The organism is Algibacter sp. L1A34 (assembly GCF_009796805.1).
Classification (GTDB): Bacteria; Bacteroidota; Bacteroidia; order Flavobacteriales; family Flavobacteriaceae; genus Algibacter.
The window spans coordinates 3,005,047-3,030,127 of record NZ_CP047029.1 but is presented as its reverse complement, the minus strand read 5'-3'; the positions used below and the strand labels follow the sequence as shown (position 1 = coordinate 3,030,127).

Here is a 25,081-nt window from a genome sequence, read left to right as displayed (position 1 = left end):
TTAGATAATCTCCATTAAACTTCGAATGATACACATTCACGAAAAAACATTACAAGATTTAGAGTTCCATGCCGTTTTACAACAAGTAAGCGAGCTTTGCGTAACACCATTAGGCAAACAAAAGGCTTTAGAAATAGAGCCGTTTAGAACCAAAGAAGAACTCCTAAACGCATTACAACTCACTAACGAATATTTATCGTCATTATATAACGATAATCGTATACCTAACCATGGTTTCGATACTATTGCAAAAGAATTGAAACTCCTTCATATAGAAAACACTTATTTAGAAGTGCATGGCTTAAAAAAAATTGTTTCAATGTCGATTTCGGTAAATGCAATACTTGTGTTTTTAAAGAAATTTGCAGAATATTACCCAGAATTACACCAATTTGCATCGCATATTGAAGTTACCAAAGTACTTATTGAAAAAGTAGATGCTATTGTTGATCGTTTTGGAGACATAAAAGATAATGCCTCTACTGTTTTATATGGTTTGCGTCAATCTATAAACCAAATAAAAGGAAAAATAAACGCGAGCTTCAGTTCCGCTTTAAATACTTACCACGGCATGGAATATCTAGATGATATTCGCGAATCTGTGGTAGACAACAAACGTGTTTTAGCAGTAAAAGCGATGTACCGCCGTAAAGTTAAAGGCGCCATAATGGGCGGTAGTAGAACAGGAAGTATTGTTTATATAGAACCAGAAACTACGCTGCAACATTCACGTGAACTAAATAATTTAGAATACGAAGAGCAAGAAGAAGTTATTCGTATTTTAAAAGATGTTACCAATTTTATTCGTCCGTTTTTACCATTATTAGAAAATTATCAAGATTTTTTAATCGATATAGATCTTATTTCCGCGAAAGCGAAATACGCCAAATCTATGAACGGGATTTTACCAGAATTTACAGAAGATCACAGCATGAATTTGCGTGATGCCTTCCACCCACTACTCTATTTAAACAATTTAGAAAAAAAACAAAAAATATTTTCGCAAAGTATAGAGTTAAAAAAAGATAGCAGGATTATTGTGATCTCTGGACCAAATGCGGGCGGAAAAAGTATAACTTTAAAAACCGTTGGATTACTACAAGTTATGTTGCAAAGTGGTATGCTAATTCCTGTACACGAACGGAGCACCGTTTGTTTATTCGATAGAATATTAAGTGATATTGGCGACAACCAATCCATTGAAAACCATTTAAGTACATATAGTTATCGTTTAAAACAAATGAATTATTTCTTGAAGAAGTGTAACAAAAACACACTTTTTTTAATAGATGAATTTGGAACAGGGAGTGATCCGGAACTTGGAGGTGCTTTAGCGGAAACTTTTTTAGAAGAGTTTTACCATCGCGAAGCTTTTGGAATTATTACCACACACTATTCTAACCTGAAAATTTTGGCAAACGAAATGCCAAATATGCTTAACGCAAATATGCTTTTTGATGAGCGTACGCTTGAACCTTTATTTAAACTCGTAATCGGACAAGCAGGAAGTAGTTTTACTTTTGAAGTTGCACAGAAAAATGGTATTCCTTATAGTTTAATAAACCGAGCTAAAAAGAAAATTGAACGTAGCAAAGTTCGTTTTGATGCCACAATTGCTAAACTTCAAAAAGAACGTTCTAAATTAGAAAAAACAGGCCAATCATTAAAAGAAAACGAAAAGAAAAAAGGAGAAGAAGCCGATAAACTTGAAGAAATAAATACCAAAATCCAAAAGAAACTAGAAAGCTATCAAGAACTCTACGATAGCAATCAACGTTTAATTTACTTAGGCCAAAAGGTTAATGATATTGCCGAGAAGTTTTTTGAAAACAAACAGAAAAAAGAACTCATGGGCGAACTTTTTAAAATAGTTCAAATTGAAAATTCTAAACGTAAACGCGTTACTGTAAAGCAAAAAAAGAAAGTAAAAGCCAAAGAAGTTCAGGTAAAAAAAGAAGTAGAAAAAAAGGTTGAAGTTATTCGCGAAAAGAAAAAAGAAGCGAAGAAAAAAGCCATTGAAGCTCCTAAACCAAAATCGATAATTCGTTTAGGCGATCGCGTCCGCATGGAAGATGGCCGAGCCGTTGGTACCATTGATAAAATTGAAAAAAATAAAGCTGTTGTAAACTATGGCATCTTTACTACAAATGTGAGTATTGATCAGTTGGAATTGGTGGAGCATATGAAGAAGTAATAATCATTTTTTAAGTTGGATAAAATGAAAATCGAGAACATTTACAGAAAAAATTTAGACAACTACTTTCATACGATAACGGATTTTAAACATTCAACAAATAGACTTAATAAGGTCTTAATAAAAGACATAGAAAAATATAAGACAGAAGAATCTATTTATTCTTCATTAACATCTTTAGTAATTGAAGACTGGACATTACAAAGAGAAAATAATTCTAAATTACGTTTTCATACTGGAATTAATAAATTAACTGGAAAAGAAAATTATCCCGATGAAATAACTAAAATTTTATCAAGAGAATTTAGTTTTGTTTATTCACAATGCTATGAAGCTTTTGAAAGATTTTTGAAAGATTGTATAGATTCAAAAATCATAAATGATATTGAATTTAAAAAGTTAGTTGGATTTAATGAAAACTACTCAAGAAAAGATTTAAAAGGAGGAGAAAACATCTATAAGCTAATCAAAAAAGCAGGAGGAAAAAGGTTAGTTAATTATTCAAAAAACAACATTAATGACTTCAAATTTAAAGAATTACTCAAAATATTTAGTGAGATTCGACATTCAGTAACTCACAATAAAGGTTATTTAGATGTTTCTAAAATCCCAAATAACCAATATTATAAAAATCTATTTGAATTTTTATTTAATAAAAACAAACTTGAAGGAAATAAAATTTTAATTCAATTTGACATAGTATTACTAAATAAAGTTTTAGTTTATTTAGCCGAATTTGGATTCCAAATCTATAAAATATTAAGTGAAGAAGATAAATATCAATGGAAAATAGAGTAAAATCACATTGGAAAATAAAATAGATAAATTATATCTCTAACCTTTATCTTAAAAAGACTTTTAAAACAAATAATGATGATACTTTCATAAGTATAATACATCATTTAAAAAATGAAAAAAAACAATCTCATTTTTTGTAGTCTAATCTTTCATTGTTTTACATATATTTGCGATAGTAAACTTTAGGAGTAATTAATTATTTATATAATTAGTTTGAGAAACATCCTTAGAACCTGATTTGGTTAACACCAACGGAGGGAAAAGTTAACAGTGTAACCACTGCCCTTTTTTCAAATTCCCGAACCTTTTATCGTTTACAAAAATTGTTTGACTAAACTTATTTAGTCTGCACAAACTATTTTTATATGATAAACATAAAGGTAAACAACGCAACACATCAATTAAATAAAGAATGCTCTCTAGAAAGCATTTTAAAAAAGTTAGAAATCTCGACGAACGGCATAGCACTTGCCGTAAACTTAAACATCATCACTAGAACCGACTGGAAAACTCAAACTCTTAATGATGGTGACGAGGTGTTAATCATAAAAGCCACTCAAGGCGGTTAAAACCAACCTTCTACAAATAAAATCTACACAAAATTCAATCAAATTTATTACCAGTTACACGCTATCAAATAAATAAGCAATGAAAACAAAAGACACTGCACCAAAACAAGACGGAATAACAAGAAACCCTTTCCCAAATTCTAATAAAATTTACGTGAAAGGAAAAATTCACCCGCAAATTAAAGTAGCCATGCGTGAAATTTCTTTAAGTGATACTACAGATTCGTTGACGAAAAAGAAAACACCAAACCAGCCTATAACTGTTTACGATACCTCTGGCCCATATACAGACCCTAATAAAGCCATCGATGTACACACCGGTATAGAAAGAATTCGCGAAAGCTGGATTCTAGAACGTGGAGATGTCGAGCAATTAAGCGGTTTTTCTTCAAAATATTGTAACGAGCGTTTAAATGATTCTAGCTTAGACCACATGCGCTTTTCGCATCTAAAAATGCCATTGCGTGCCAGAACAGGACAAAACGTAACACAATTACATTACGCTAAAAAAGGCATTATTACTCCAGAAATGGAATACATCGCTATTCGTGAAAACCAACGAATTGATGAAATGACCGAGATTAGAAAACAACATAAAGGCGAACACTTTGGCGCTTCTATTCCAGATAAAATTACACCAGAATTTGTACGATCAGAAGTAGCAAGAGGTCGTGCAGTAATCCCTTCAAACATAAACCACCCAGAAGCAGAACCTATGATTTTGGGTCGTAATTTCTTGGTGAAAATAAACGCCAACATTGGAAATTCTGCCACAACCTCATCCATTGAGGAAGAAGTAGAAAAAGCCGTTTGGGCTTGCCGTTGGGGCGCAGATAATATCATGGATTTATCTACTGGGCAAAATATTCACGAAACACGCGAGTGGATTGTACGCAACTCACCTGTTCCTGTCGGTACCGTGCCAATTTACCAAGCTTTAGAAAAAGTTAATGGCGTTGCCGAAGATTTAACATGGGAAATTTTCCGTGATACATTAATAGAACAAGCCGAACAGGGTGTAGATTATTTCACAATTCACGCTGGCGTATTGCTTCGTTACGTGCCTATGACGGCAAAACGTGTTACCGGTATTGTATCTCGTGGTGGTTCCATTATGGCAAAATGGTGCTTAGCTCACCATAAAGAAAGTTTTTTATACACACATTTTGAAGATATTTGCGAAATTTTAAAATCTTACGATGTCGCTTTTTCTCTTGGTGACGGATTACGTCCAGGCTCTGTTGCAGATGCGAATGATGAAGCACAATTTGCAGAATTAGAAACCCTTGGCGAGTTAACACAAATAGCCCGCAAGCACGAAGTACAGTGTTTTATAGAAGGTCCAGGTCACGTGCCCATGCACATGATTAAAGAAAATATGGAGAAACAAATTGAACTTTGCGACGAGGCTCCTTTTTACACACTAGGCCCTTTAACAACCGATATTGCTCCAGGTTACGACCATATTACATCTGGTATTGGTGCCGCCATGATTGGTTGGTACGGTTGCGCGATGCTTTGTTACGTAACTCCAAAAGAACACTTGGGTTTACCTAATAAAGAAGATGTTCGTGTTGGTGTGGTTACTTATAAATTAGCTGCCCATGCTGCCGATTTAGCTAAAGGTCATCCTGGTTCTCAACATAGAGATAACGCCTTGAGTATGGCACGTTTCGAGTTCCGGTGGGAAGATCAATTTAACCTTGGTTTAGATCCAGAACGTGCTCGCGAATATCACGATGAAACACTTCCTGCCGAAGGTGCAAAAATTGCGCATTTCTGTTCTATGTGTGGTCCAAAATTTTGTTCCATGAAAATTTCTCAGGAAGTACGAGACTTTGCAGCCGAAAACGACATTGTAGATAACGAGGTTATTGCAAAAGGTTTCAAAGAAAAGTCAAAAGAGTTTAAAGATAAAGGATCTGAAGTATATTTGTAGAATAATTAATTGGGAGTTCCCCCGCTTTTTAAACAAAGCGAGGGCGGGCTTTCCGTTACAATCTTTTGCAAAAGCAAAAGGATTTTCACTGCAATCCCTAACTCAAAAAAAATGATAGTTTTAATAGCACCAGAACATGATATTCCAAACGAAATTGAAATACTTAACCAGTTGTTTCAAGAAGGTTTACAATACTATCATTTTAGAAAACCCAATAAAAACTATGAAGAACATTGCGCTTATTTAAATCAAATAGATAAACAATATCATAATAGAATTGTAGTGCATTATTTTCATGAACTAATTAATGAATTCGATTTAAAAGGCATTCACTTTCAAGAACAAAAACGGATAGATCATATAGATAATCCTGGACAGTATTTTAAAAATCTAAACATGTTTGGTAAAAGCATTAGTTCCTCTTTTCATGAACCAAAAACATTAGAAGATTGCGAATTCGAATTCGATTACCATTTATTAAGTCCCGTGTTTTCTTCTATTTCTAAAGTAGGCTACGAAGGGAGAGGTTTTGATGTAAACCATATAGATAAATTTATTATTGGTATGGGAGGTATTAACGCAGATACTATAATCGAAACTTTTAAATTAGGTTTTAAAGGTGTTGGAGTTTTGGGAGGTATATGGAATTCAAATAATCCCGTTAAAAGTTTCATAGAATTAAAAACAGTTTACGACACTACAATAATTTGAAAAAACGACCAAGCATATTAACCATCGCAGGTTTCGATCCATCTAATGGAGCCGGACTAACTGCGGACATAAAAACATTTGAAGCTTTAAAATGTTATGGTTTATCTGTTTGCACAGCGAATACCATCCAGAATGACATAGAATTTAAAACCTGCCATTGGACAGAAATAATTCTTATTTTAAATCAAATGGAGATATTATTTAATCGTTTTGAAATCAATTATGTTAAAATTGGTATTGTAGAAAACTGGGAAATATTATCCATTATAATTAATAGATTGCAAGAACTAAATCCGGAAATTAAAATCGTTCTAGATCCTGTTTTAAAGTCAAGTTCAGACTTTAGTTTTCATTCTAATAATTCAGAAAAATTAGACGATATATTATCTAAAATATATCTATTAACACCTAATTACAATGAAATTCAACAATTATACCCAGAAAAAGATATAGAAGAAACAATTGCTTATATTTCATCAAAAACAAATCTATTTTTAAAGGGTGGTCACCGTACAGATAAAATAGGACGAGACGTTCTTTATATTACAAATAAAAAGCAATTTACTTTAAACCCAAAATCATTCAACTGCTCCGAAAAACATGGTAGTGGTTGTGTTTTATCTTCTGCTATAACGAGTTATTTAGCATTAGGATTTCCTTTGTTAAAAGCATGCAAAGAAGGTAAACGATACACCGAAAAATTTTTAAATTCTAATAAATCATTGTTAGGATTTCATTCAAAAAAATAATATGATAGCTAAATTACATTACATATCGCAAGGCGCAACGCCACAAGAACATTTAACAAATATCCATAGTGCTTGTGCTGCTGGAGCCGAATTGATTCAGTTGCGCTTAAAGAAATACGACCTTAAAACTGTTTTAGAAACTGCAAAAAAAGCGAGAGAAATTACAGAACATTTTCAAACACGCTTAATTATAAACGACTATTATAAAATAGCAGCCGAAGTTAAAGCCGATGGTGTGCATTTAGGTAAATCGGATACTTCCCCAACTATTGCCCGAAAAGGATTGGCATCTTGGCAAATTATTGGAGGAACCGCTAGCACACTTGCTGATTGCAAAAAATTAATTGATCAAAAAGTAGATTATATAGGTTTGGGGCCTTTCCGTTTTACGGAAACAAAAGAAAACTTAAGCCCTGTTTTAGGAGAAGAAGGATACAAAACAATACTAGAATCCTTAAAAACAGATATTCCGGTTATCGCTATTGGTGGCATCACATTGAATGATATTTTAGATATTATGATAACAGGTGTTTACGGTATTGCCGTTTCGGGAGAAATCACAAGCGATTTCAATAAAATCTCAAAATTTAAAGAACTTATAAACGGAGGCACAACAGAGGAACAACGCTGGAAACCTGAAGAAAAATAAAACACAAATCTTTAATAAAAGTTACTTTTATTATGAATAATAAATTACAAATAGCAGATAAAACATTTAGCTCAAGATTATTTACTGGAACTGGAAAATTTAGCTCGTCTAAATTAATGAAAGCGGCCTTATTAGCTTCGGAAAGTGAGTTGGTAACTGTGGCGCTAAAACGTGTAGATGTACAAGATAGAGAAGATGATATTTTATCACATTTAAATCATCCTAGAATTAATCTATTACCCAATACATCTGGTGTACGAAATGCAAAAGAAGCCGTTTTTGCAGCACAATTATCTCGTGAAGCATTAGAAACCAATTGGATTAAATTAGAAATTCATCCCGATCCAAAGTATTTATTACCAGACCCTATAGAAACATTAAAAGCAGCCGAGGAACTTGTGAAATTAGGTTTTGTTGTGATGCCTTATATCCATGCCGACCCTGTTTTATGTAAGCGCTTAGAAGAAGTTGGTACACAATGTGTCATGCCTTTAGGTGCGCCTATTGGTAGTAATAAAGGTTTAAAAACTCAAGATTTTCTCGAAATTATAATCGACCAAAGTAATATTCCTGTAATTGTAGATGCTGGTATTGGTGCACCATCGCATGCCGCTTACGCTATGGAGCTAGGAGCCGATGCTGTTTTAGTAAACACCGCTATTGCAGTTTCTCAAAACCCAACCGACATGGCTATTGCTTTTAAAATGGCCGTAGAAGCTGGACGCATGGCCTATAAAGCAAAACTTGCTCCAATAGTGCATAAAAAAGCAGAAGCAAGTAGTCCGTTAACAAGTTTTTTGAATTAAGAATCTATGAGCAGTTTCAAAAACATATTTGACACTTACAATTGGGACGATACTCTACAGAGTATTTTTTCTAAAACAGAATCCGATGTTTTACGTGCTTTAGGAAACCCGAAACGCGATTTAGAAGATTTTAAAGCGTTAATTTCTCCTGCTGCAAAACCTTATTTAGAGCAAATGGCTCAGCTAAGTAAAGCGTTAACTAAAAAACGTTTTGGTAATACCATACAAATGTACTCGCCAATGTATTTAAGCAACGAGTGCCAAAATATTTGCACATATTGCGGATTTAGCATGACGAATAAAATTGCGCGTAGAACCTTAACCGATGCCGAAATTTTAAAAGAAGTTACTTACATCAAATCAAAAGGATTCGACCACATTCTACTAGTAACAGGCGAAGCCAACAAAACAGTTGGTGTGGATTATTTTAATAATGCATTAAAATTAATTCGTTCTCACTTCTCAAATATTACTATTGAAGTACAACCTTTATATCAAAATGAATATGAGCAATTAATTGATAATGGCTTATTTGCAGTTTTAGTTTATCAAGAAACTTATCATAGAGAAGAGTATAAAAAACACCACCCTAAAGGTAAAAAATCAAATTTCGATTTTAGATTAGACACGCCTGACCGACTAGGTAAAGCCGGAATTCATAAAATTGGTATAGGCGCTTTATTTGGCTTAGAAGATTGGCGAGCCGATAGTTTTTTTACCGCGTTACATTTAAAATATTTACAGAAAACATATTGGAAAACAAAATACTCCATATCCTTCCCTAGGCTTCGTCCACATTCTGGAGGGTTAGATCCAAAGGTAGAAATGACAGATCCAGATTTGGTGCAGTTAATTTGTGCTTTTAGGTTACTAGATGAAGATGTCGAACTGTCTATGTCTACACGTGAAAGTGAAGTATTTAGGAATAACATTGTGAATCTTGGCATTACATCAATTAGTGCAGAATCTAAAACAAATCCAGGAGGTTATGCTGTAGCACCAGAATCTTTAGAACAATTTGAAATTTCGGATGAGCGTTCTACAGAAGAAGTGACTTTAATGCTAAAAGATCAAGGACTAGAAGTGGTTTGGAAAGATTGGAGTAATAATTGGGAATAATGAATTTATCTAAAGCAGAACATCAACAATATAATCGCCATTTAATTTTAGATGAAATTAATGAATCTGGGCAATTAAAATTAAAACAAGCTAAAGTTTTAATCATTGGAGCTGGAGGTTTGGGCTGCCCAATTTTGCAATATTTAGCAGCTGCAGGTATTGGTACTATTGGCATTGCAGATCATGACACGATTGACCAAAGTAATTTGCAACGACAAATTTTATACAACCATGACGACTTAGGAAAGTATAAAGCTAAAGTTGCTGCGAGTAAATTATCTAGGTTAAATCCGTTTATTACTTTCGAAGTTCATCTAAAAAAAGTAACTATAGAAAATGCTATTGAACTCTTTTCTAAATACGATATTATAGTGGATGGCAGTGATAATTTCCCAACACGATATTTAGTAAATGACGCCGCTGTACTTGCTAATAAACCCGTAATTTTTGGATCTATTTTCAAGTTTGAAGGGCAAATATCTGTATTTAATTATAAAAACGGTCCAACCTACAGATGCCTATACCCTACTCCTCCAAAACCAAATGAGGTACCTAACTGCTCAGAGATTGGAGTTCTAGGCGTTTTGCCTGGTATTATTGGTAGCTTACAAGCCAATGAAGTCCTTAAAACAATATTACAATTGGGCGATGTTCTCTCTGGTAAAATTCTAACATACAACGCGCTTAGCTCTGAACAACTTATTTTTAAATTCAAAAAAAATGAAGCTATATCCATCGAAAAACTAGAAGATAACTATGATGGTTTTTGTGGCATATCTAAAGAAATAACGGAAATCACATTTCAGGATTACGCCATAAACAAACAAAATTATAACGTACTCGACGTAAGAACACATGCTGAACGAAATGATTATTATTTTGAGAGTCTCCATATTCCTTTAAACGAACTTGAAGCGCGTTTACAAGAAATCCCAAAAAACAAAAACCTTTTGGTATACTGTAAATCGGGTGTAAGAAGTAAAGCCGCCATTACAATTTTACTTAACCATAAATTCAGTAAAAAGGTTGTGAATTTGAAAGACGGTTTAGACAAATACAACTAAAAAGTACACCAAAACAACCTACTATAAAACCTATTTTAATCGCTTTGAATTGATTTATAAAATGGTATTTTTACAACATGTATTTTGGAGTCCCTAAACATAAAAAACTTATACTATTCGATGGTGTTTGCAACCTTTGTAACAGCAGCGTACAATATGTAATAAAACGTGATAAAAACGAACAATTTTTATTTACAGCACTACAAAGTGATGTTGGAAAAGAAATCCTTGAGTATTATAAAATTGACACTAAAAAAGTAGATTCTATTTTACTCTATACACCCGAGAAAGGAATTGATTATAAATCTACGGCTGCACTAAAAGTAGGTTTTTCATTAGGCTTTCCTGAGAATTTAATGGGTATATTCCTTATCATTCCCGCTTTTATCAGAAATTGGGTTTACGATTTTATTGCAAAAAATCGTTATAAATGGTATGGTAAAAAAGAATCATGTATGATACCTACAGTTGAATTAAAAAATCGGTTTTTAGAGTAAATTTTCATTCTATCTTTTTTATTTATCTAAAAGAAACATCTTGCTGACGCGCAACCTTTTTCGTGTTTGGTTATCTATAAATAAAACATCTTATTATGTTAAAAAAGATTTCTTACTTAGTTTTAATTACTCTATTTATATCTTGTAATAGCAGTGACGATAAACCCGATTGCTCGGCTATTTTATGTGCTGAACCTTCAATTTTAATTAATTTAATTGATACTGAAACGAACGAAAATATGGTTTCACAAAACAGTATTTCTAAGGAAAATATTTTGATACAAAATGAAACAGAAACGCTGTTAGAATTTAATATTATAGAATCTACTGGTGTGCTGTACATTGCAAAAAGTATATCTGCAGGAACTCTAGAAATTAAAATAAACGCTGAAACTGCCGCAATAATAAGCTACGACACAACTACTCCGGAAACAGATGAATGTTGCGATTATGGAACTCTAACTAATATTGAAGTAACAGACAAAACATTTGATTTAGACAACAACACCATCAGCATTTATTTATAAGTGATACTAATTTTTAATTAAAATTAAAGTACTGAGTTTGTTATAATTCTTGTTTTGATTTACCGTTTGTCGATATTCTTGATTTTCAAATTTAAGTCCATATCCTTGGCAGATAAGTGCGAGAGCGATAGTAGCGCCATCCTTTTTGTGAAGCTTTAACAAGCCTAAACTTAGATTTTGTCCTTCATTTTATTAATTCTATATAATTTAAATTGTGTACTAATCTGCTTTGCAAAAAGATACAGCGGATAGCGCGGTTTTTATTTTTCTTAAAAACTCGCCCAAAAAAATATTGAAATTATGTATCTTCATTTCCGATTTTGAACAGGATTTAATGGCAGATAATAAAGAATTAGAATTGGCTTGGGAATTTGTGAACAACACAAACCGGTCAATTTTTTTAACGGGAAAAGCGGGAACGGGAAAAACAACGTTTCTACACCGCTTAAAAATGGATTGCTTAAAGCGCTTAGTAGTAGTAGCACCAACGGGTGTGGCCGCAATAAACGCGAAGGGCGTGACGATACATTCCTTTTTCCAGATGCCTTTTGGTCCTATTTTACCCGATACAGATTTAAACGCTTCGAAGAGTTTTAATCGAAAATTTAATAAAACTAAAATCGATATTATTAGGTCGATGGACCTACTGGTTATTGACGAAATTAGTATGGTTCGTGCCGATTTACTCGATGGTATTGACCGCACATTACGTCGTTTTAAAAACAGAAATAAAGTTTTTGGTGGTGTGCAAGTGCTCATGATAGGAGATTTACAACAACTTTCTCCAGTAATTAAAGAGAGTGAATGGCATTTATTGAAACCTTTTTACAAGAATGGATTCTTTTTTAGCAGCTTAGCTTATCAAGCTTGCGACGCGGTGACCATTGAGTTAAAACATATTTACAGACAGGATAATCCTGTATTTATTAATATTTTAAATGAAATTAGAAATAATGTGCTTTCTGAAGCTTCGGCAACGGAATTAAATAAACGTTATATTCCTGATTTTACGCCTAAGCCTGATGCTGGCTATATTTCACTAACCACGCACAACAACAAAGCAGAGGCTACAAATATTACGGAATTAAATAAAATTGACGGTAGAAATCGATTTTACAAAGCCAAAGTTGAGGGTAAATTCCCTGAATATGCTTTCCCTAATAATGAAGCTTTAGAGCTTAAGGTTGGTGCGCAGGTTATGTTTGTTAAAAACGACAGCAACCCAGAAAAGCGATATTTTAATGGGAAAATTGGTAAAATTATCCATTTAGATCAAGATGAAGTTGTGGTGCATTGCCCCGACGATGAGTTTAATATAGTGACGACTCCGGAGGTTTGGGAAAATATAAATTATACCGTTGATACGGAAACCAAGGCTATTTCGGAAAACAAAATTGGCTCTTACACCCAAATGCCATTACGTTTGGCTTGGTCTATCACCATACACAAAAGTCAGGGTTTAACTTTTGAAAAAGCCATTATTGACGCTCAAGGTGCTTTTGCTCATGGACAAACGTATGTAGCTCTAAGCCGCTGTAAATCTCTAGAAGGATTGGTTTTAAAAAGTAAAATACATTCTAGCCAAATTATTAGTGATGCCAACGTAATTACTTTTAATAAAAATGCAGAAGCTAATGAACCTGATGAAGCTGTTTTAGAGTTATCGCAGAAAAATTTTCAGTTGGATTTAATTGTTGAAGTATTCGATTTTTATCCGTTTTTATATCCGGCAAATCGAATTTTAGATGTCTATTACAAAAATCGTGGAAGTATTGAAGGTAATGTTGAAGTGCCTTTACTTGCAATAAAAACCGCCATTACCACCTTTTTGAAAGTAAGTAATGGATTTAACGCGCAATTAAAGGAATTGTCTAAAACCGAGCGTTTACCAGATGCTAGTGCTTTAATACAAGAGCGTTTTAAAAAGGCTATAGCCTATTTTAAAGTGGAAACTGAAACGCATTTTGTAGAACAATTGAAATTACTTAATTTCACTACTGATAATCAAACAATTGACAAAGATTTAGTTAAGGCTCTTGATTTACTCGAAGAGTTATTAGCTGCCAAGATTTTATTTTTTAATGGTTTAACAGATGGGTTTTCTGCTAAAAAACTTTTAGAGTTACGAGCTAAATCAAAGTTTTTAGCTAAAGACAAACCTAAAAAAGCAAGAAAAACGGTTATTGATGGAACAGCTAATGTAGAATTATTTGAATTACTCCGTGTGCTTAGAAATGAGATTGCCGAGAAAAACGATTTAATTCATTATCAAGTTTTCAATCAAAAAACACTTTACGAAATGTGCGAAACCTTACCTTTAAGTAAAGCAGAACTGCTTGAAGTAAATGGCATGGGAAAAACACGTGTAGAAAAATATGGCACCGAAATTTTAAAAGTTATTAAAGGGTATTGTGATGAAAATGATATTGATACCAATGTCGATAAAATTGATTTTACCGAAGAAAAGGCTGTAGAAAAACCTAAAAAACCAAAAGTTGACACGAAAAAAGTATCATTAGAATTACATAAGGCAGGGAAAACTATTTTTGAAATTGCTAAGGAACGTGATTTAACTACAAACACTATTTTTAGACATTTATCGAATTTTATTGATTCGGGTGAAATAAAAATTAGTGATTTAATACCTTTAGATCATTATAACGAGCTGAAAGAAATTATTCCTAAAAAAACCTTTGAAACCGTAACGGATTTAAAGCAGCAAGTGGATAAAAAATATAGTTATGATGAACTACGCTTGGTATTAAAGGTTTTAAATGAAACTTAGTTTTACTTTAATAACTTACTTTTGTAAGGAAGTTCCTGAATAAAGACTAACAGCTACTCATTTCATTCTCAAATTATTTATTTTAGTGCCCATGAATATAATTATCGAATCGAGCTTAAAAACGCTACAGAAAGCAGACCTACTTTTAAATAAATTATCGGATGATGATTTATGCAATGCTTCTGTTTCTCCATACTACTCCAGCATTGGTAGCCATGTTAGGCATATTTTAGATTTTTACGATTGTATTTTTAATAAGAATGAAGACAATATAATTGACTTAACCGCACGTTGTAGAAATCTAGATGTAGAAACGCAATGTAATTCAGCTAGTAATTATTTGAATATTACTATGGAGAAATTAAAATCTTTAGATTTTAATGCGGATACAAAAATTGTAGTCATTGACGATTTGGGCTTGGGTAAAGCCGAAATCGCCTATACTTTTGGTGCTCTATTATCTCAAGCCAATAGCCATACTATTCATCATTATGCGATAATTAGCTATATTTTAGATCGTTTAGAAATTCAGTTTGAAGATGGTGATTTTGGATACAATCCAACGACTCCAAAAACAGTTTCAAACAAATGTTAATTCAATAATTAGCCACTACTTCTTAAACATACTATCCATAATAGTTCGGATACCTTTAAATATTAAAAATACCGCAAAAGCACAAATCAATATTCCAATAATTAAAAGAGGAATATATAGCGAGTTTTCTGGTTGACTAAGAGCCATACTCAAAATTATTGGCCCCATAAAAAGTGTTAATACTGCAAAAATCATGGTTTTAACACCTTTAAATAGTTGTACTTTATCTGTTCTATTATTATCCATTGTTATGATTTTTTATTGCTAATCGCACGTTTTTATAAGTTTTAAGTAAATCTTCGGCTTCCTCTCTAGGAATACTAAGTTCGGCCATTATCATTTTAGCCCCACGATCAAAAAGTTTATTATTACTTAGTTGCATATCCACCATCTTATTTCCTTTTATATGTCCCAACTGGATCATAGTGGATGTGGTTATCATATTAAGCACTAATTTTTGAGCTGTTCCTGCTTTCATTCTAGAGCTTCCTGTTACAAATTCTGGTCCAACAACAGGTTCTACAGGGAACTGCGCCGTTAAAGATAAAGGGCTATCTTTATTACAAGAAATACATCCTGTAATAATATTATTTTTATTGCATTGCTCTAAAGCTGAAATAACATAAGGTGTTGTACCAGAAGCCGCGATACCAACTACGACATCTTTATCAGAAATATTATATTCCTTTAAATCTTCCCAACCTTGGTTTATAGAATCTTCAGCAAATTCTACAGCGTTTCTAATAGCGCGATCGCCACCAGCAATAATACCAATTACAATATCTGGAGATACACCAAATGTTGGTGGACATTCCGAAGCGTCTAAAATACCTAGGCGTCCACTAGTTCCTGCTCCCATATAAAATAAGCGTCCGCCTTCTTTTAACTTAGCAACAATTTGTTCAACTAACTTCTCTATTTGTGGTAGCGCTTTTTCAACCGCTAATGGTACACTTTTATCTTCATTATTAATATTACTTAATAATTCAGAAACACTCATCTTTTCCAGATGATTATATTTAGAATCTTGCTCTGTAGTTTTTGTGAAATTCACCATATTCCAAAAATATGAATTATTCAGGTTTTAATCATAAAGAATATCTTCAACTTCTATCTTTTTATCATTTATAAAGTCATAGAGCGTAAGTTGCCTTAATATGTAATAATCTTGCCAGAAATTTTCAAGAGAATTTAAATAACCAAATCTTTTTTGATTTCTAAGAGATTAACCTCAAAACCAGAAATAAGTATCAAACCCCCTTTAATTTGACTATATAATTAAAAATAGAAACTTCTGAAGCTCTAAAATACCCAAATGGATAATTTTCGGGGTTCGTTATATTTACACAATTACCTCGAACCGTAGCGGGTTGTGTTTCAAAAGGATCGCCACCTTCCTCATCTGTTTGCTGCAATAAAATAACCATAAATTCGTAAAATCGCTCAGAGATTCCACTACCATAAATGGTTAGTTCATCTCCAGCTTCTAAATCTTCATCAGAGTAAAATGCAAAAATCTCATTACCATCCGTAAATTCATCATCGTAAACTTCTAAGCTCACATCGTTATCCGACAACTTTTCAACTTCAAATAAGTAATAATTTTCGATACCTTCAGGATCGGTATAGTATGCTTTTATTTCTATTTCTTCTCCACTAAAACCACCGTCATTTTTTTGTTCTACACGATCAATACTAGCAACTCCCGTCAATTGCTCGGTACCTGTATAAATTTCATCTTTATAATTAATGGTCAAATTATAAACTCCATCTATCTCAGGGATAAACGTATTGTTTCTGTAGATTCCAGTATCTCCATCTTCAACAAAATTGAAAGTATTATTATTTGTATCCACAACTGTTACAATCGCATTATTAGCGGGTGGCACTTCATTATCATAAAAAGGTGCACTTAACGACAGTTTTATAAACTGATTTTTTCCTTCCGTACCTTTAAACCAATTTAGCGATGCATCGATAACTAATCGCGGTTCGGCAGTATTTAATTCTAAATCGATAACATCTTCACAAGCTGTAAAACTTAAACTTATCAATAATATATATATAAAATTTTTCATGATATTAAAATTTGAAATTATATGAAACCGAAGGAATAACACCAAAAATAGCCAATCTACTAGCTTCGTTAGCTCCAGTATCTTTATTAGAACTAAAAGAAATGGACGCTGCATTCTTACGATTATAAGCGTTATAAACCCCAAAAACCCAATAGCTTTGTAATCCTGATTTTTTTTCTGGCTTAGATGTATAAGTTGCAGATAAATCTAAACGATTGTAAACAGGTAATCTATCGGCGTTTCTACTACTATAACTAGGTATTGTAACTCCATTATATTGATATTGACCATTTGGAAAGGTTGCCGGCTGACCTGTTTGAAACAAAAAATTAGCATTTAATTTCCATTTTTCATTTAAATCGTAGCTTCCAGTTAACGAAATATCGTGAGTTTTATCATAAGGAGTATTGTACCAATCTCCATTATTAATTCCTATTTCGCTCGCCGTTCTTCCTTTAGTTTGTTGTTCGGATTTTGAAAGCGTGTAAGCCAACCATCCTTTAAAACGTCCCTCATTTTTTCTGAATAAAACTTCTAACCCATAAGCTCTACCTTTTCCGTTTAAAACCACTTGCTCAATGGCTTTATTGGCCACTAAATTGGCTCCATCAATATAATCTATTCGGTTTTTTATGGTTTTATAAAAACTTTCTATTTCTAAAGAATATTTACTTTCATTAAAATCTTTGAAATATCCTATCGCAAACTGATCTAGTAATTGCGGCTTAATATATTTCCCACTAGGTGTCCAAACATCTAAAGGTGTAGGAGAATTAGTGTTTGAAAGTAGATGAAGATACTGGCTCATTCTATTATAACTTGCCTTTACGGAAGATATGGAATTGAGCTGATAAGCTACTGAAGCGCGAGGCTCTAAATTAATAAAACTTTTAATGACATCACTTCTGTCATAATTTTCTGTGCCTATAGGTTTTGCTTTTTCGTAAATTTGAAAATCTTCGTTAAAAATAACGGCTTGATCATTTTCGTAAACGTTTAATTCATCTTGTCCTAAGCGATGGAAAGTACTTAAACGCAGTCCATAAGACAATGATAACTTATCTGACACCTTATGTTCAGCATCAAGATATATAGCATTCTCAAAGGCATATTTTTGAGTTAATGTAAATGGATTGATACCGGAGGTCTCTCCTGTTGGCTTAATATCACCAGGGTTAAAAGCGTAATAAATGCTATTTAAACCATATTGTAATTTTATTTTATTGGTTAAATAATGTTTAAAATCGTATTTTAAGTTGAAATTTTGAATGCCAGAATGCCAGTCGAATTCAACAAAATTTAATTTTAGACCATAATAATAGTCGGAATAAATTAATGACAAGTTTGAAAATATCTTATCGGAGAATAAATGATTCCATCTAAAATTTAATACTGTATTTCCATACGTATTTTCAAAAGTATCGGCTATACTAAACACGTCACGACCAAAATACCCAGAAAAATAGATATTGTTATTATCATTTAATTTATAACTCAGTTTTGTATTTAAATCGTAGAAATAGGCCTTATTATCCAAATCGAAAAGTGGTAAAAATAAATGTGCATAACTAGATCTTCCTCCTAATAAAAACGAGCCTTTATCTTTTTTTAGAGGACCTTCAAGCAACAATCTACTCGATACGATACCGATACCTCCATTGGCATGAAATTCTTTACTATTTCCCTCTTTTTGATAAATATCTAAAACAGATGATACGCGACCGCCATATCTAGCAGGAATACCACCCTTATACAATTTTAAATCTTTGATAGCATCTGGATTAAATACCGAGAAAAAACCAAATAAATGTGAGGAATTATAAATGGTAGCTTCATCTAAAAGTATCAAATTTTGATCTGCCGCACCACCACGAACGTTAAATCCAGAAGCTGCTTCTCCAGCGGTTGTAACGCCTGGAAGCAAGGTAATGGCTTTAATAATATCGGCTTCACCAAGCACTACTGGTATTTCTTTTATAGTGGTGGAACTTAACTTATTTACACTCATTTGAGGAGCTTTAATATTAAGTTTTTCAATATTTTCGGTAATCACGATTTCATCTAAATTTTCTAAAGTGTCGGATAAACTATAATTTTTAGAGAGATCATTGCTGAGTGTAATTGTTTCAACAACCGTATTAAACCCCAAATAGCTTACCACCATTTTATAAGTACCTTCGGGTAATGTTATGGAATAAAAACCATACTCATTAGTTGTGGTTCCCGATTGAACTTCTGGGAAAATAATATTAACACCAATTAAGGTTTCATTACTACTTTCTTCTGAAATAGTACCGCTTATAGTAAATTTATTTTGTGCATTTAAGGAAACGCTAAAAAAAGAAAAAGCTATTATTAGCCACAAGAAAAGAATTTTCATTAGGGGAATTTTTTATAAAAATAAAGAAAAAGCACCTAATTAATAATCATTTACAAACATTATTTCGTTTTACTAAATAAAAGAGCCCATATATTGTTTCTATAAGATTTGTATAAAAAAACAAATACGATGTTGGTTATAAAATGACTTAATAAAACAGCAAAAGCTGCACCAACGAGTTTATATTTAGGGATAAGTAAAAAGCAAAATAGAGCATTTACGCAACACCCTAAAATAAAACGATATACATTACGATCTAATTGATTTTGATTTACCAAATGCTTTTCAAATAGCATACCCATAAAAATAAATAGAGGTGCCCATCCAAAAATTTGCAAAGGAAGTTTGGCTGTACTAAAGCTTTTATCATATTGTGTAGATATAATATAGTCGCCAAAAAAAGTATAAAATAAACCAATGGAAACTCCAAAAATCATTACCACTATAATCATAAATTTTAATCGACTAGCATATAACTTCTTATCTATCAAATAGCATTCCGCCAAAGCAGGATACAAACCATAAATAAAAGCTGCGCCAATATTCCAGGTAATGAAAATCACTAAAAAGCCTACTACAGAAAACACACCATTAGCTGCATTACCGAGATAATTATTGATAAAAAAATCGTCAATTGCTAAATAAAAAACAATAATAAAATTAGTAAGTAATAATGGAAAAGCAGATTTTAATAAATCCTTTGCTATTGCAAAAGACCATTTTAATTTCGACAGATCTAATTGTTTTGAATACCTTATAATAACCAAATATATAATAGTTTGTATGGCGAATTCAAAAAACAAAATACTCGCAAAATAAAAAGCACCAAGGTTATTCTCTACTCCGTAATATTGAACAATTAAGACTATTACTAATGTTATAATTTTACAGAAAAAAACGTATTTATATTCTTTAGTAGCTACAAAAAAACACTCTACAACATCACTAATTCTAAACAAATAACTAAAAGCAAGAATTAAAACAATAAAAGTAATTTCGGTAGTATTTGTAAAATAGGTATAGATTAATAAGCAAAGCGACAATATTAAAAAACTCGCCAAACGAAGCACTAACGTTGTACCCAGGATATAATTTTTTAATTTTGGTTTAAAGACTAATTCCCTAATACAAATAGCCGATAATCCTAAAAAGAAAAATGGTGCTAGCACACCAACAATAGCTTTAGATATTTCTAATTCTCCAGAATTAAAAGCACCTAGACTATTAAAAATTTTAGGCGTAATATAAATGCCTATCATTAATTGACATACTTTTTCTAAAATATACCACTTAGCATTCGTGAAATCTTTTTTACTGAATAAACTCAATTACCACTTTTGTGCTAAAGTAGAACTATATCGTAAATTTTCAACAAATTTTATTACATTAGAACTTCAAACCCTACTGATGACACCTGATTTTATAAGAAAATTTCATATTTATGAAATTTTAACCAAAACCTCTATTAACAATTGTAAGTCTAGACAAGAGATAATCAATACATTAGAAACATTATATTTAGATTATCACGACGGTGATAAACTATATCAAGGCTTATTGGTTAGCAATGAGAAAACAATTAGCCGAGATGTAAAAGATATTGAATCCTTTTTTGGTGTAGAAATTGAACATATAAGGCACAAAGGCCATTATATGGTAAACCAATCTGTTATTACAAAAACACACCGCACCGTTTTTGATAAAATGGAATTGTTTTTAGCCAGCCATAAAGAGCGCCAATGGTCTCCTTATATCACAACCGAAGAATCATCATTAAATACGAAAATCAACATTTTAGGATTGGTTAAAGCTATAGCAAGAAAAGTTTATATTAAAATAAACTATGAAGGCTGGTATGACGACGACCATTTTTCTGAAATAAAACAGGCCACAGTTCAGCCTTTGCATATAAAAGAAGCAAACAAAGCGTGGTATTTATTAGTTTATAATGAAGATATTGGCGTAAAAGTATTGTGCTTAGACAAACGCATTTCTAACATTTTAATTACAGATCATTTAGTAGAAGATCCTTATTATTTTGATGAGTTAATTTATTTTAAAGATGCTTTTGGTATTTTAAAAAATGATATTAAAACAGAAACAATACGTATCAAAGTTGCCAATCATCACTTCAAATATTTAGAATCAAAACCTTTGCATCATTCTCAAACTATTATTAGTCGTCCTGTTAAAATGAATACAGTTATTTTAGATTATACAGACAAGAATATATTCGGTGAAATTTCGGTTACCTTAAAACCAAATTATGAGTTTCTCATCGAGCTGTTCAAATTTAATTTATGGGTAAAAGTTATAGAACCGCAATGGTTAATTGAAACCATAGTCGAACAGCATAAATTTATTTTACAACGCTACTACCCTGATATTTAAATATAAATATTCTTTTTATATTGGACACGCATTGTCTAGTTGCTTTTTTTATTTGTACTTCAACCAAATAAAAAGAGATAGCGATGGAGTTATATAAAAAAATCACCCTTTATGTTGTGCTTTTTTTATTATTTAATTGTGGTTCAAATTTTACCCAACAAGAACAGATTAGGGTTTACAATTACTATATAAAAAAGGCAAATTCATTTAATGATATACAAAACTACAAAGCATCTATAGCTCATTGTAATTTAGCCATTCAGGTCACAGATACACTATCTATAGCTTTTAAAACAAAAGGTATAGCCTTATATAATTTAAACTTTTTAGATGATGCTTTAGAAAACTTTAATAAGGCGATTAGTTTAGAAGGTGAAACATCTGAAATTCTAAAGAATAGAGCTTTAGTTCATTTAAAAAACAAAGATTCTTACTTTTTAAAAGATATTGAAATTTATCTAAACCATCATCCAAAGGATGAGGAAGCCATAATGCTTAAAAGAGATTATTATGAAAATATTTCAAATTATGTTAGTGAAATAGGCTTCCGCAGTATAAATTATTAATTAAAAGATATAATGATACCTTTAGAAAACGCAATGAACTCTAATCTATTTATAATGGAATAGTAAATATTTTATACAAGAATAAAAACTTTAAATCATAAAAAAAAACACCCAAACGGATGCTTTTTTTATAATATAAAAACGTTTTAGTGTATTCTTAATTCAAAATACTATTAAATGTTTTACTAGGTCTCATTGCATTATTTATTAAATCTTCGTTTGGCTCATAGTAACCACCTAGATCTACTGGAGAACCTTGTATATCGATAAGTTCTTTAACAATAACACTTTCATTATCCGCTAATTGCTTAGCAATTGGAGTAAACTCAGCTTTTAAAGCTTGATCTTCGGTTTGGTTTGCCAATTCTTGTGCCCAATACATCGCTAAGTAAAAATGACTTCCTCTATTATCCAACTCTCCAACTTTTCTAGAAGGTCCTTTTCTGTTTTCTAATAATTTATCGGTAGCGTTATCTAGCGTTTCACCCAAAATTTTCGCTTTAGGATTATTATTTGCTAAACTAAAATGATCTAATGATACAGCAAGTGCCAAAAATTCACCTAAAGAATCCCAACGTAAGTGATTTTCTTCTAATAATTGTTGCACATGTTTTGGAGCAGAACCACCCGCTCCCGTTTCAAATAAACCACCACCATTCATTAAAGGAACAATAGATAACATTTTAGCACTAGTTCCCACTTCTAAAATTGGGAATAAATCTGTTAAATAATCACGTAATACATTTCCTGAGACAGAAATTGTGTCTTTACCTTCTTTTAAACGTTCGCAAGTAAAAAGCGTAGCATCAATTGGAGATAAAATTCTTAAATCTAAACCTGTAGTATCGTAATCTTTTAAATATGTATTTACTTTTTTAATAAGCTCAGCATCGTGTGCTCTATTTTGGTCTAACCAAAAAACAGCTGGTGTTTCCGAAGCTCTAGCACGAGTTACAGCAAGTTTAACCCAGTCTTGAATTGGTGCATCTTTAGCTTGACACATTCTCCAAATATCACCGGCTTCTACATTATGCTCCAATAAAGTAGCTCCAGATGCATCAACAACTTTTACTACACCATTTGATGGTATTTCAAAAGTTTTATCGTGAGAACCGTATTCTTCAGCTTTTTGAGCCATTAAACCAACATTTGGTACCGTACCCATTGTAGTTGGATCGAAAGCTCCATGTTTTTTACAAAAATCGATAGTTGCTGTATAAATACCTGCATAACTACTATCTGGAATTACGGCTTTAGTATCCTGAAGTTTTCCTGCAGCATTATACATTTGCCCAGAAGTACGAATCATCGCAGGCATAGATGCATCGATAATAACATCACTTGGCACATGCAAATTTGTAATTCCTTTATCACTATTTACCATCGCTAAATTTGCTCCATTTGTAAAAGCAGCATCGATAGCAGCTTTAATTTCGGTTTGTTTTGCTTCTGGCAATACTTTTAAATTTTCAACTAAATTACCATATCCGTTATTTACATCAACACCAATTTCATCAAAAACCTCTCCATATTTTTCAAATACATCTTTTAAATATACACGTACTGCATGACCGAAGATGATAGGATCACTCACTTTCATCATCGTAGCTTTCATATGTAACGATAATAATACACCTTTTGCTTTAGCATCAGCAAATTCAATTTCAAAAAACTTAATTAATGCCTTTTTACTCAAAACAGTAGCATCAATAATTTCACCTTTTAATATTTTGAAACTATCTTTTAAAACGGTAACATTACCGTTAGTGTCAGTATGTTCTATTTTTATACTCGTTTCTTCTGGAAGTGTTATCGATTTTTCGTTATTAGCAAAATCTCCAGAACTCATAGTTGCCACGTGAGTTTTAGAATCACTAGACCACGCTCCCATTGAATGTGGATTGTTTCTCGCGTAATTTTTCACTGCTTTTGGAGCACGACGATCACTATTTCCTTCACGTAAAACAGGGTTTACCGCACTACCTTTAATTTTATCATAACGCGATTTAATTTCTTTTTCCGCGTCAGTTTTAGGCTCATCTGTATAACTCGGAATAGCAAAACCTTTACTTTGCAGTTCTGAAATAGCAGATTTTAATTGAGTTAGAGATGCACTAATATTTGGTAATTTAATAATGTTTGCTTCAGGTTGTTTTACCAATTCTCCCAAAAAAGCTAAATCGTCCGAAACCTTTTGGTTTTCATTCAAAAAATCATGAAAAACAGCTAAAATCCTTGCAGCTAACGAAATATCTTTCGTTTCCATTTTAATTCCCGCCGATTTTACAAAAGTTTGAACAATAGGTAAAAAAGAACGTGTTGCTAAAGCCGGAGCTTCGTCCGTTTTCGTGTAAATAATTTTAGACATTCGTGTGATTTTTTGTGAGTTATTATATCTAAAAAATGGTGTATAAAAATAAGGATACCATTTTTGCGTTGCGAATATACAAAAATTGACTTTGAAAATGGCCCCTTTTCCATATGAAAGGAGTTAAAGTATAGCAGATTTGTAACAATTTCTGCCAAATCACAAATTATTAACAAAACAAAAATATATCAAAAACTTTTTACGAATTTGATAATATCTTAATTGCAATAATGCGAATTTTTAATAAAAGTTTAAAACAGCGCTATCCTCTATATGAATTTACTTCTTATTAAACT

22 protein-coding genes and 1 riboswitch are annotated in these 25,081 nt (G+C 32.1%); of the genes, 16 read left to right on the top strand and 6 right to left on the bottom strand.

Annotated features, from left to right (window positions below):
- The first annotated feature begins 25 nt into the window (after nucleotides 1-25).
- From GQR97_RS12845 to GQR97_RS12780, 14 genes are all read left to right on the top strand, one after another.
- A complete protein-coding gene (locus GQR97_RS12845; protein WP_158849007.1) occupies nucleotides 26-2,194 on the top strand; it encodes an endonuclease MutS2 in 2,169 nt (722 codons plus the stop codon).
- 24 nt (nucleotides 2,195-2,218) lie between these two features.
- Entirely contained in the window at nucleotides 2,219-2,992 is a 774-nt protein-coding gene (locus GQR97_RS12840; protein ID WP_158849005.1) for a hypothetical protein, read from the top strand.
- Between the two features lie 174 nt (nucleotides 2,993-3,166).
- Nucleotides 3,167-3,269: riboswitch (TPP riboswitch) on the top strand.
- Nucleotides 3,270-3,357: 88 nt separating this feature from the next.
- Nucleotides 3,358-3,561, top strand: coding sequence for a sulfur carrier protein ThiS (gene thiS / locus GQR97_RS12835; RefSeq protein WP_158849003.1), 204 nt, complete (start codon nucleotides 3,358-3,360; stop codon nucleotides 3,559-3,561).
- Between the two features lie 79 nt (nucleotides 3,562-3,640).
- On the top strand, nucleotides 3,641-5,500 hold the full coding sequence (gene thiC, locus GQR97_RS12830; protein ID WP_158849001.1) for a phosphomethylpyrimidine synthase ThiC: 1,860 nt from the start codon (nucleotides 3,641-3,643) through the stop codon (nucleotides 5,498-5,500).
- Nucleotides 5,501-5,611: 111 nt separating this feature from the next.
- Nucleotides 5,612-6,211, top strand: a complete 600-nt coding sequence (locus GQR97_RS12825; protein WP_158848999.1) for a thiamine phosphate synthase — start codon at nucleotides 5,612-5,614, stop codon at nucleotides 6,209-6,211.
- Nucleotides 6,208-6,960, top strand: a complete 753-nt coding sequence (locus GQR97_RS12820; RefSeq protein ID WP_158848997.1) for a hydroxymethylpyrimidine/phosphomethylpyrimidine kinase — start codon at nucleotides 6,208-6,210, stop codon at nucleotides 6,958-6,960. The genes GQR97_RS12825 and GQR97_RS12820 overlap by 4 nt, the downstream gene beginning before the upstream one ends.
- Before the next feature lies 1 nt (nucleotide 6,961).
- The gene (gene thiE, locus GQR97_RS12815; RefSeq protein ID WP_158848995.1) at nucleotides 6,962-7,609 is read left to right on the top strand and encodes a thiamine phosphate synthase; all 648 of its coding nucleotides are present in this window, start codon (nucleotides 6,962-6,964) and stop codon (nucleotides 7,607-7,609) included.
- A gap of 32 nt (nucleotides 7,610-7,641) precedes the next feature.
- The gene (locus GQR97_RS12810) at nucleotides 7,642-8,415 is read left to right on the top strand and encodes a thiazole synthase (protein ID WP_158848992.1); all 774 of its coding nucleotides are present in this window, start codon (nucleotides 7,642-7,644) and stop codon (nucleotides 8,413-8,415) included.
- A gap of 6 nt (nucleotides 8,416-8,421) precedes the next feature.
- A complete protein-coding gene (gene thiH / locus GQR97_RS12805; RefSeq protein WP_158848990.1) occupies nucleotides 8,422-9,534 on the top strand; it encodes a 2-iminoacetate synthase ThiH in 1,113 nt (370 codons plus the stop codon).
- Entirely contained in the window at nucleotides 9,534-10,598 is a 1,065-nt protein-coding gene (gene moeB / locus GQR97_RS12800; protein ID WP_158848988.1) for a HesA/MoeB/ThiF family protein, read from the top strand. Before thiH ends, moeB begins: the two co-directional genes overlap by 1 nt.
- A 77-nt stretch (nucleotides 10,599-10,675) precedes the next feature.
- Nucleotides 10,676-11,095, top strand: a complete 420-nt coding sequence (locus tag GQR97_RS12795) for a thiol-disulfide oxidoreductase DCC family protein (RefSeq protein WP_158848986.1) — start codon at nucleotides 10,676-10,678, stop codon at nucleotides 11,093-11,095.
- A 95-nt stretch (nucleotides 11,096-11,190) separates the two neighbouring features.
- Nucleotides 11,191-11,622: a hypothetical protein gene (locus tag GQR97_RS12790; RefSeq protein ID WP_158848984.1), complete on the top strand. Its 432-nt coding sequence runs from the start codon at nucleotides 11,191-11,193 to the stop codon at nucleotides 11,620-11,622.
- 334 nt (nucleotides 11,623-11,956) lie between these two features.
- Nucleotides 11,957-14,407 (top strand): helix-turn-helix domain-containing protein, encoded by a 2,451-nt coding sequence (locus tag GQR97_RS12785; protein ID WP_199269852.1) that lies wholly within the window; start codon nucleotides 11,957-11,959, stop codon nucleotides 14,405-14,407.
- Between the two features lie 91 nt (nucleotides 14,408-14,498).
- On the top strand, nucleotides 14,499-15,002 hold the full coding sequence (locus GQR97_RS12780) for a hypothetical protein (protein WP_158848982.1): 504 nt from the start codon (nucleotides 14,499-14,501) through the stop codon (nucleotides 15,000-15,002).
- A gap of 15 nt (nucleotides 15,003-15,017) precedes the next feature.
- Here GQR97_RS12780 and GQR97_RS12775 read toward each other — a convergent pair whose 3' ends face one another.
- The 5 genes from GQR97_RS12775 to GQR97_RS12755 form a co-directional block, all read right to left on the bottom strand.
- Complete coding sequence (locus tag GQR97_RS12775; RefSeq protein WP_158848980.1) at nucleotides 15,018-15,248, bottom strand: DUF6095 family protein; 231 nt, start codon at nucleotides 15,246-15,248, stop codon at nucleotides 15,018-15,020.
- Nucleotides 15,241-16,056: an N-acetylmuramic acid 6-phosphate etherase gene (murQ, locus tag GQR97_RS12770; protein ID WP_158851801.1), complete on the bottom strand. Its 816-nt coding sequence runs from the start codon at nucleotides 16,054-16,056 to the stop codon at nucleotides 15,241-15,243. Before murQ ends, GQR97_RS12775 begins: the two co-directional genes overlap by 8 nt.
- Before the next feature lie 196 nt (nucleotides 16,057-16,252).
- Entirely contained in the window at nucleotides 16,253-17,080 is an 828-nt protein-coding gene (locus tag GQR97_RS12765) for a DUF4249 family protein (protein ID WP_158848978.1), read from the bottom strand.
- Nucleotides 17,081-17,084: 4 nt separating this feature from the next.
- Complete coding sequence (locus tag GQR97_RS12760) at nucleotides 17,085-19,460, bottom strand: TonB-dependent receptor (protein ID WP_158848976.1); 2,376 nt, start codon at nucleotides 19,458-19,460, stop codon at nucleotides 17,085-17,087.
- A 59-nt stretch (nucleotides 19,461-19,519) separates the two neighbouring features.
- Nucleotides 19,520-20,719, bottom strand: coding sequence for a polysaccharide biosynthesis C-terminal domain-containing protein (locus tag GQR97_RS12755; protein ID WP_158848974.1), 1,200 nt, complete (start codon nucleotides 20,717-20,719; stop codon nucleotides 19,520-19,522).
- Between the two features lie 148 nt (nucleotides 20,720-20,867).
- On the opposite strand from GQR97_RS12755, the gene GQR97_RS12750 reads away from it, so the two are divergent.
- Both GQR97_RS12750 and GQR97_RS12745 read left to right on the top strand, forming a co-directional pair.
- A complete protein-coding gene (locus tag GQR97_RS12750; protein WP_158848972.1) occupies nucleotides 20,868-21,851 on the top strand; it encodes a helix-turn-helix transcriptional regulator in 984 nt (327 codons plus the stop codon).
- Between the two features lie 83 nt (nucleotides 21,852-21,934).
- On the top strand, nucleotides 21,935-22,417 hold the full coding sequence (locus GQR97_RS12745) for a hypothetical protein (protein ID WP_158848964.1): 483 nt from the start codon (nucleotides 21,935-21,937) through the stop codon (nucleotides 22,415-22,417).
- Between the two features lie 157 nt (nucleotides 22,418-22,574).
- Here the strand turns inward: GQR97_RS12745 and GQR97_RS12740 are convergent, their stop codons facing one another.
- Nucleotides 22,575-24,785: an NADP-dependent isocitrate dehydrogenase gene (locus GQR97_RS12740; RefSeq protein ID WP_158848962.1), complete on the bottom strand. Its 2,211-nt coding sequence runs from the start codon at nucleotides 24,783-24,785 to the stop codon at nucleotides 22,575-22,577.
- Between the last annotated feature and the right edge of the window lie 296 nt (nucleotides 24,786-25,081).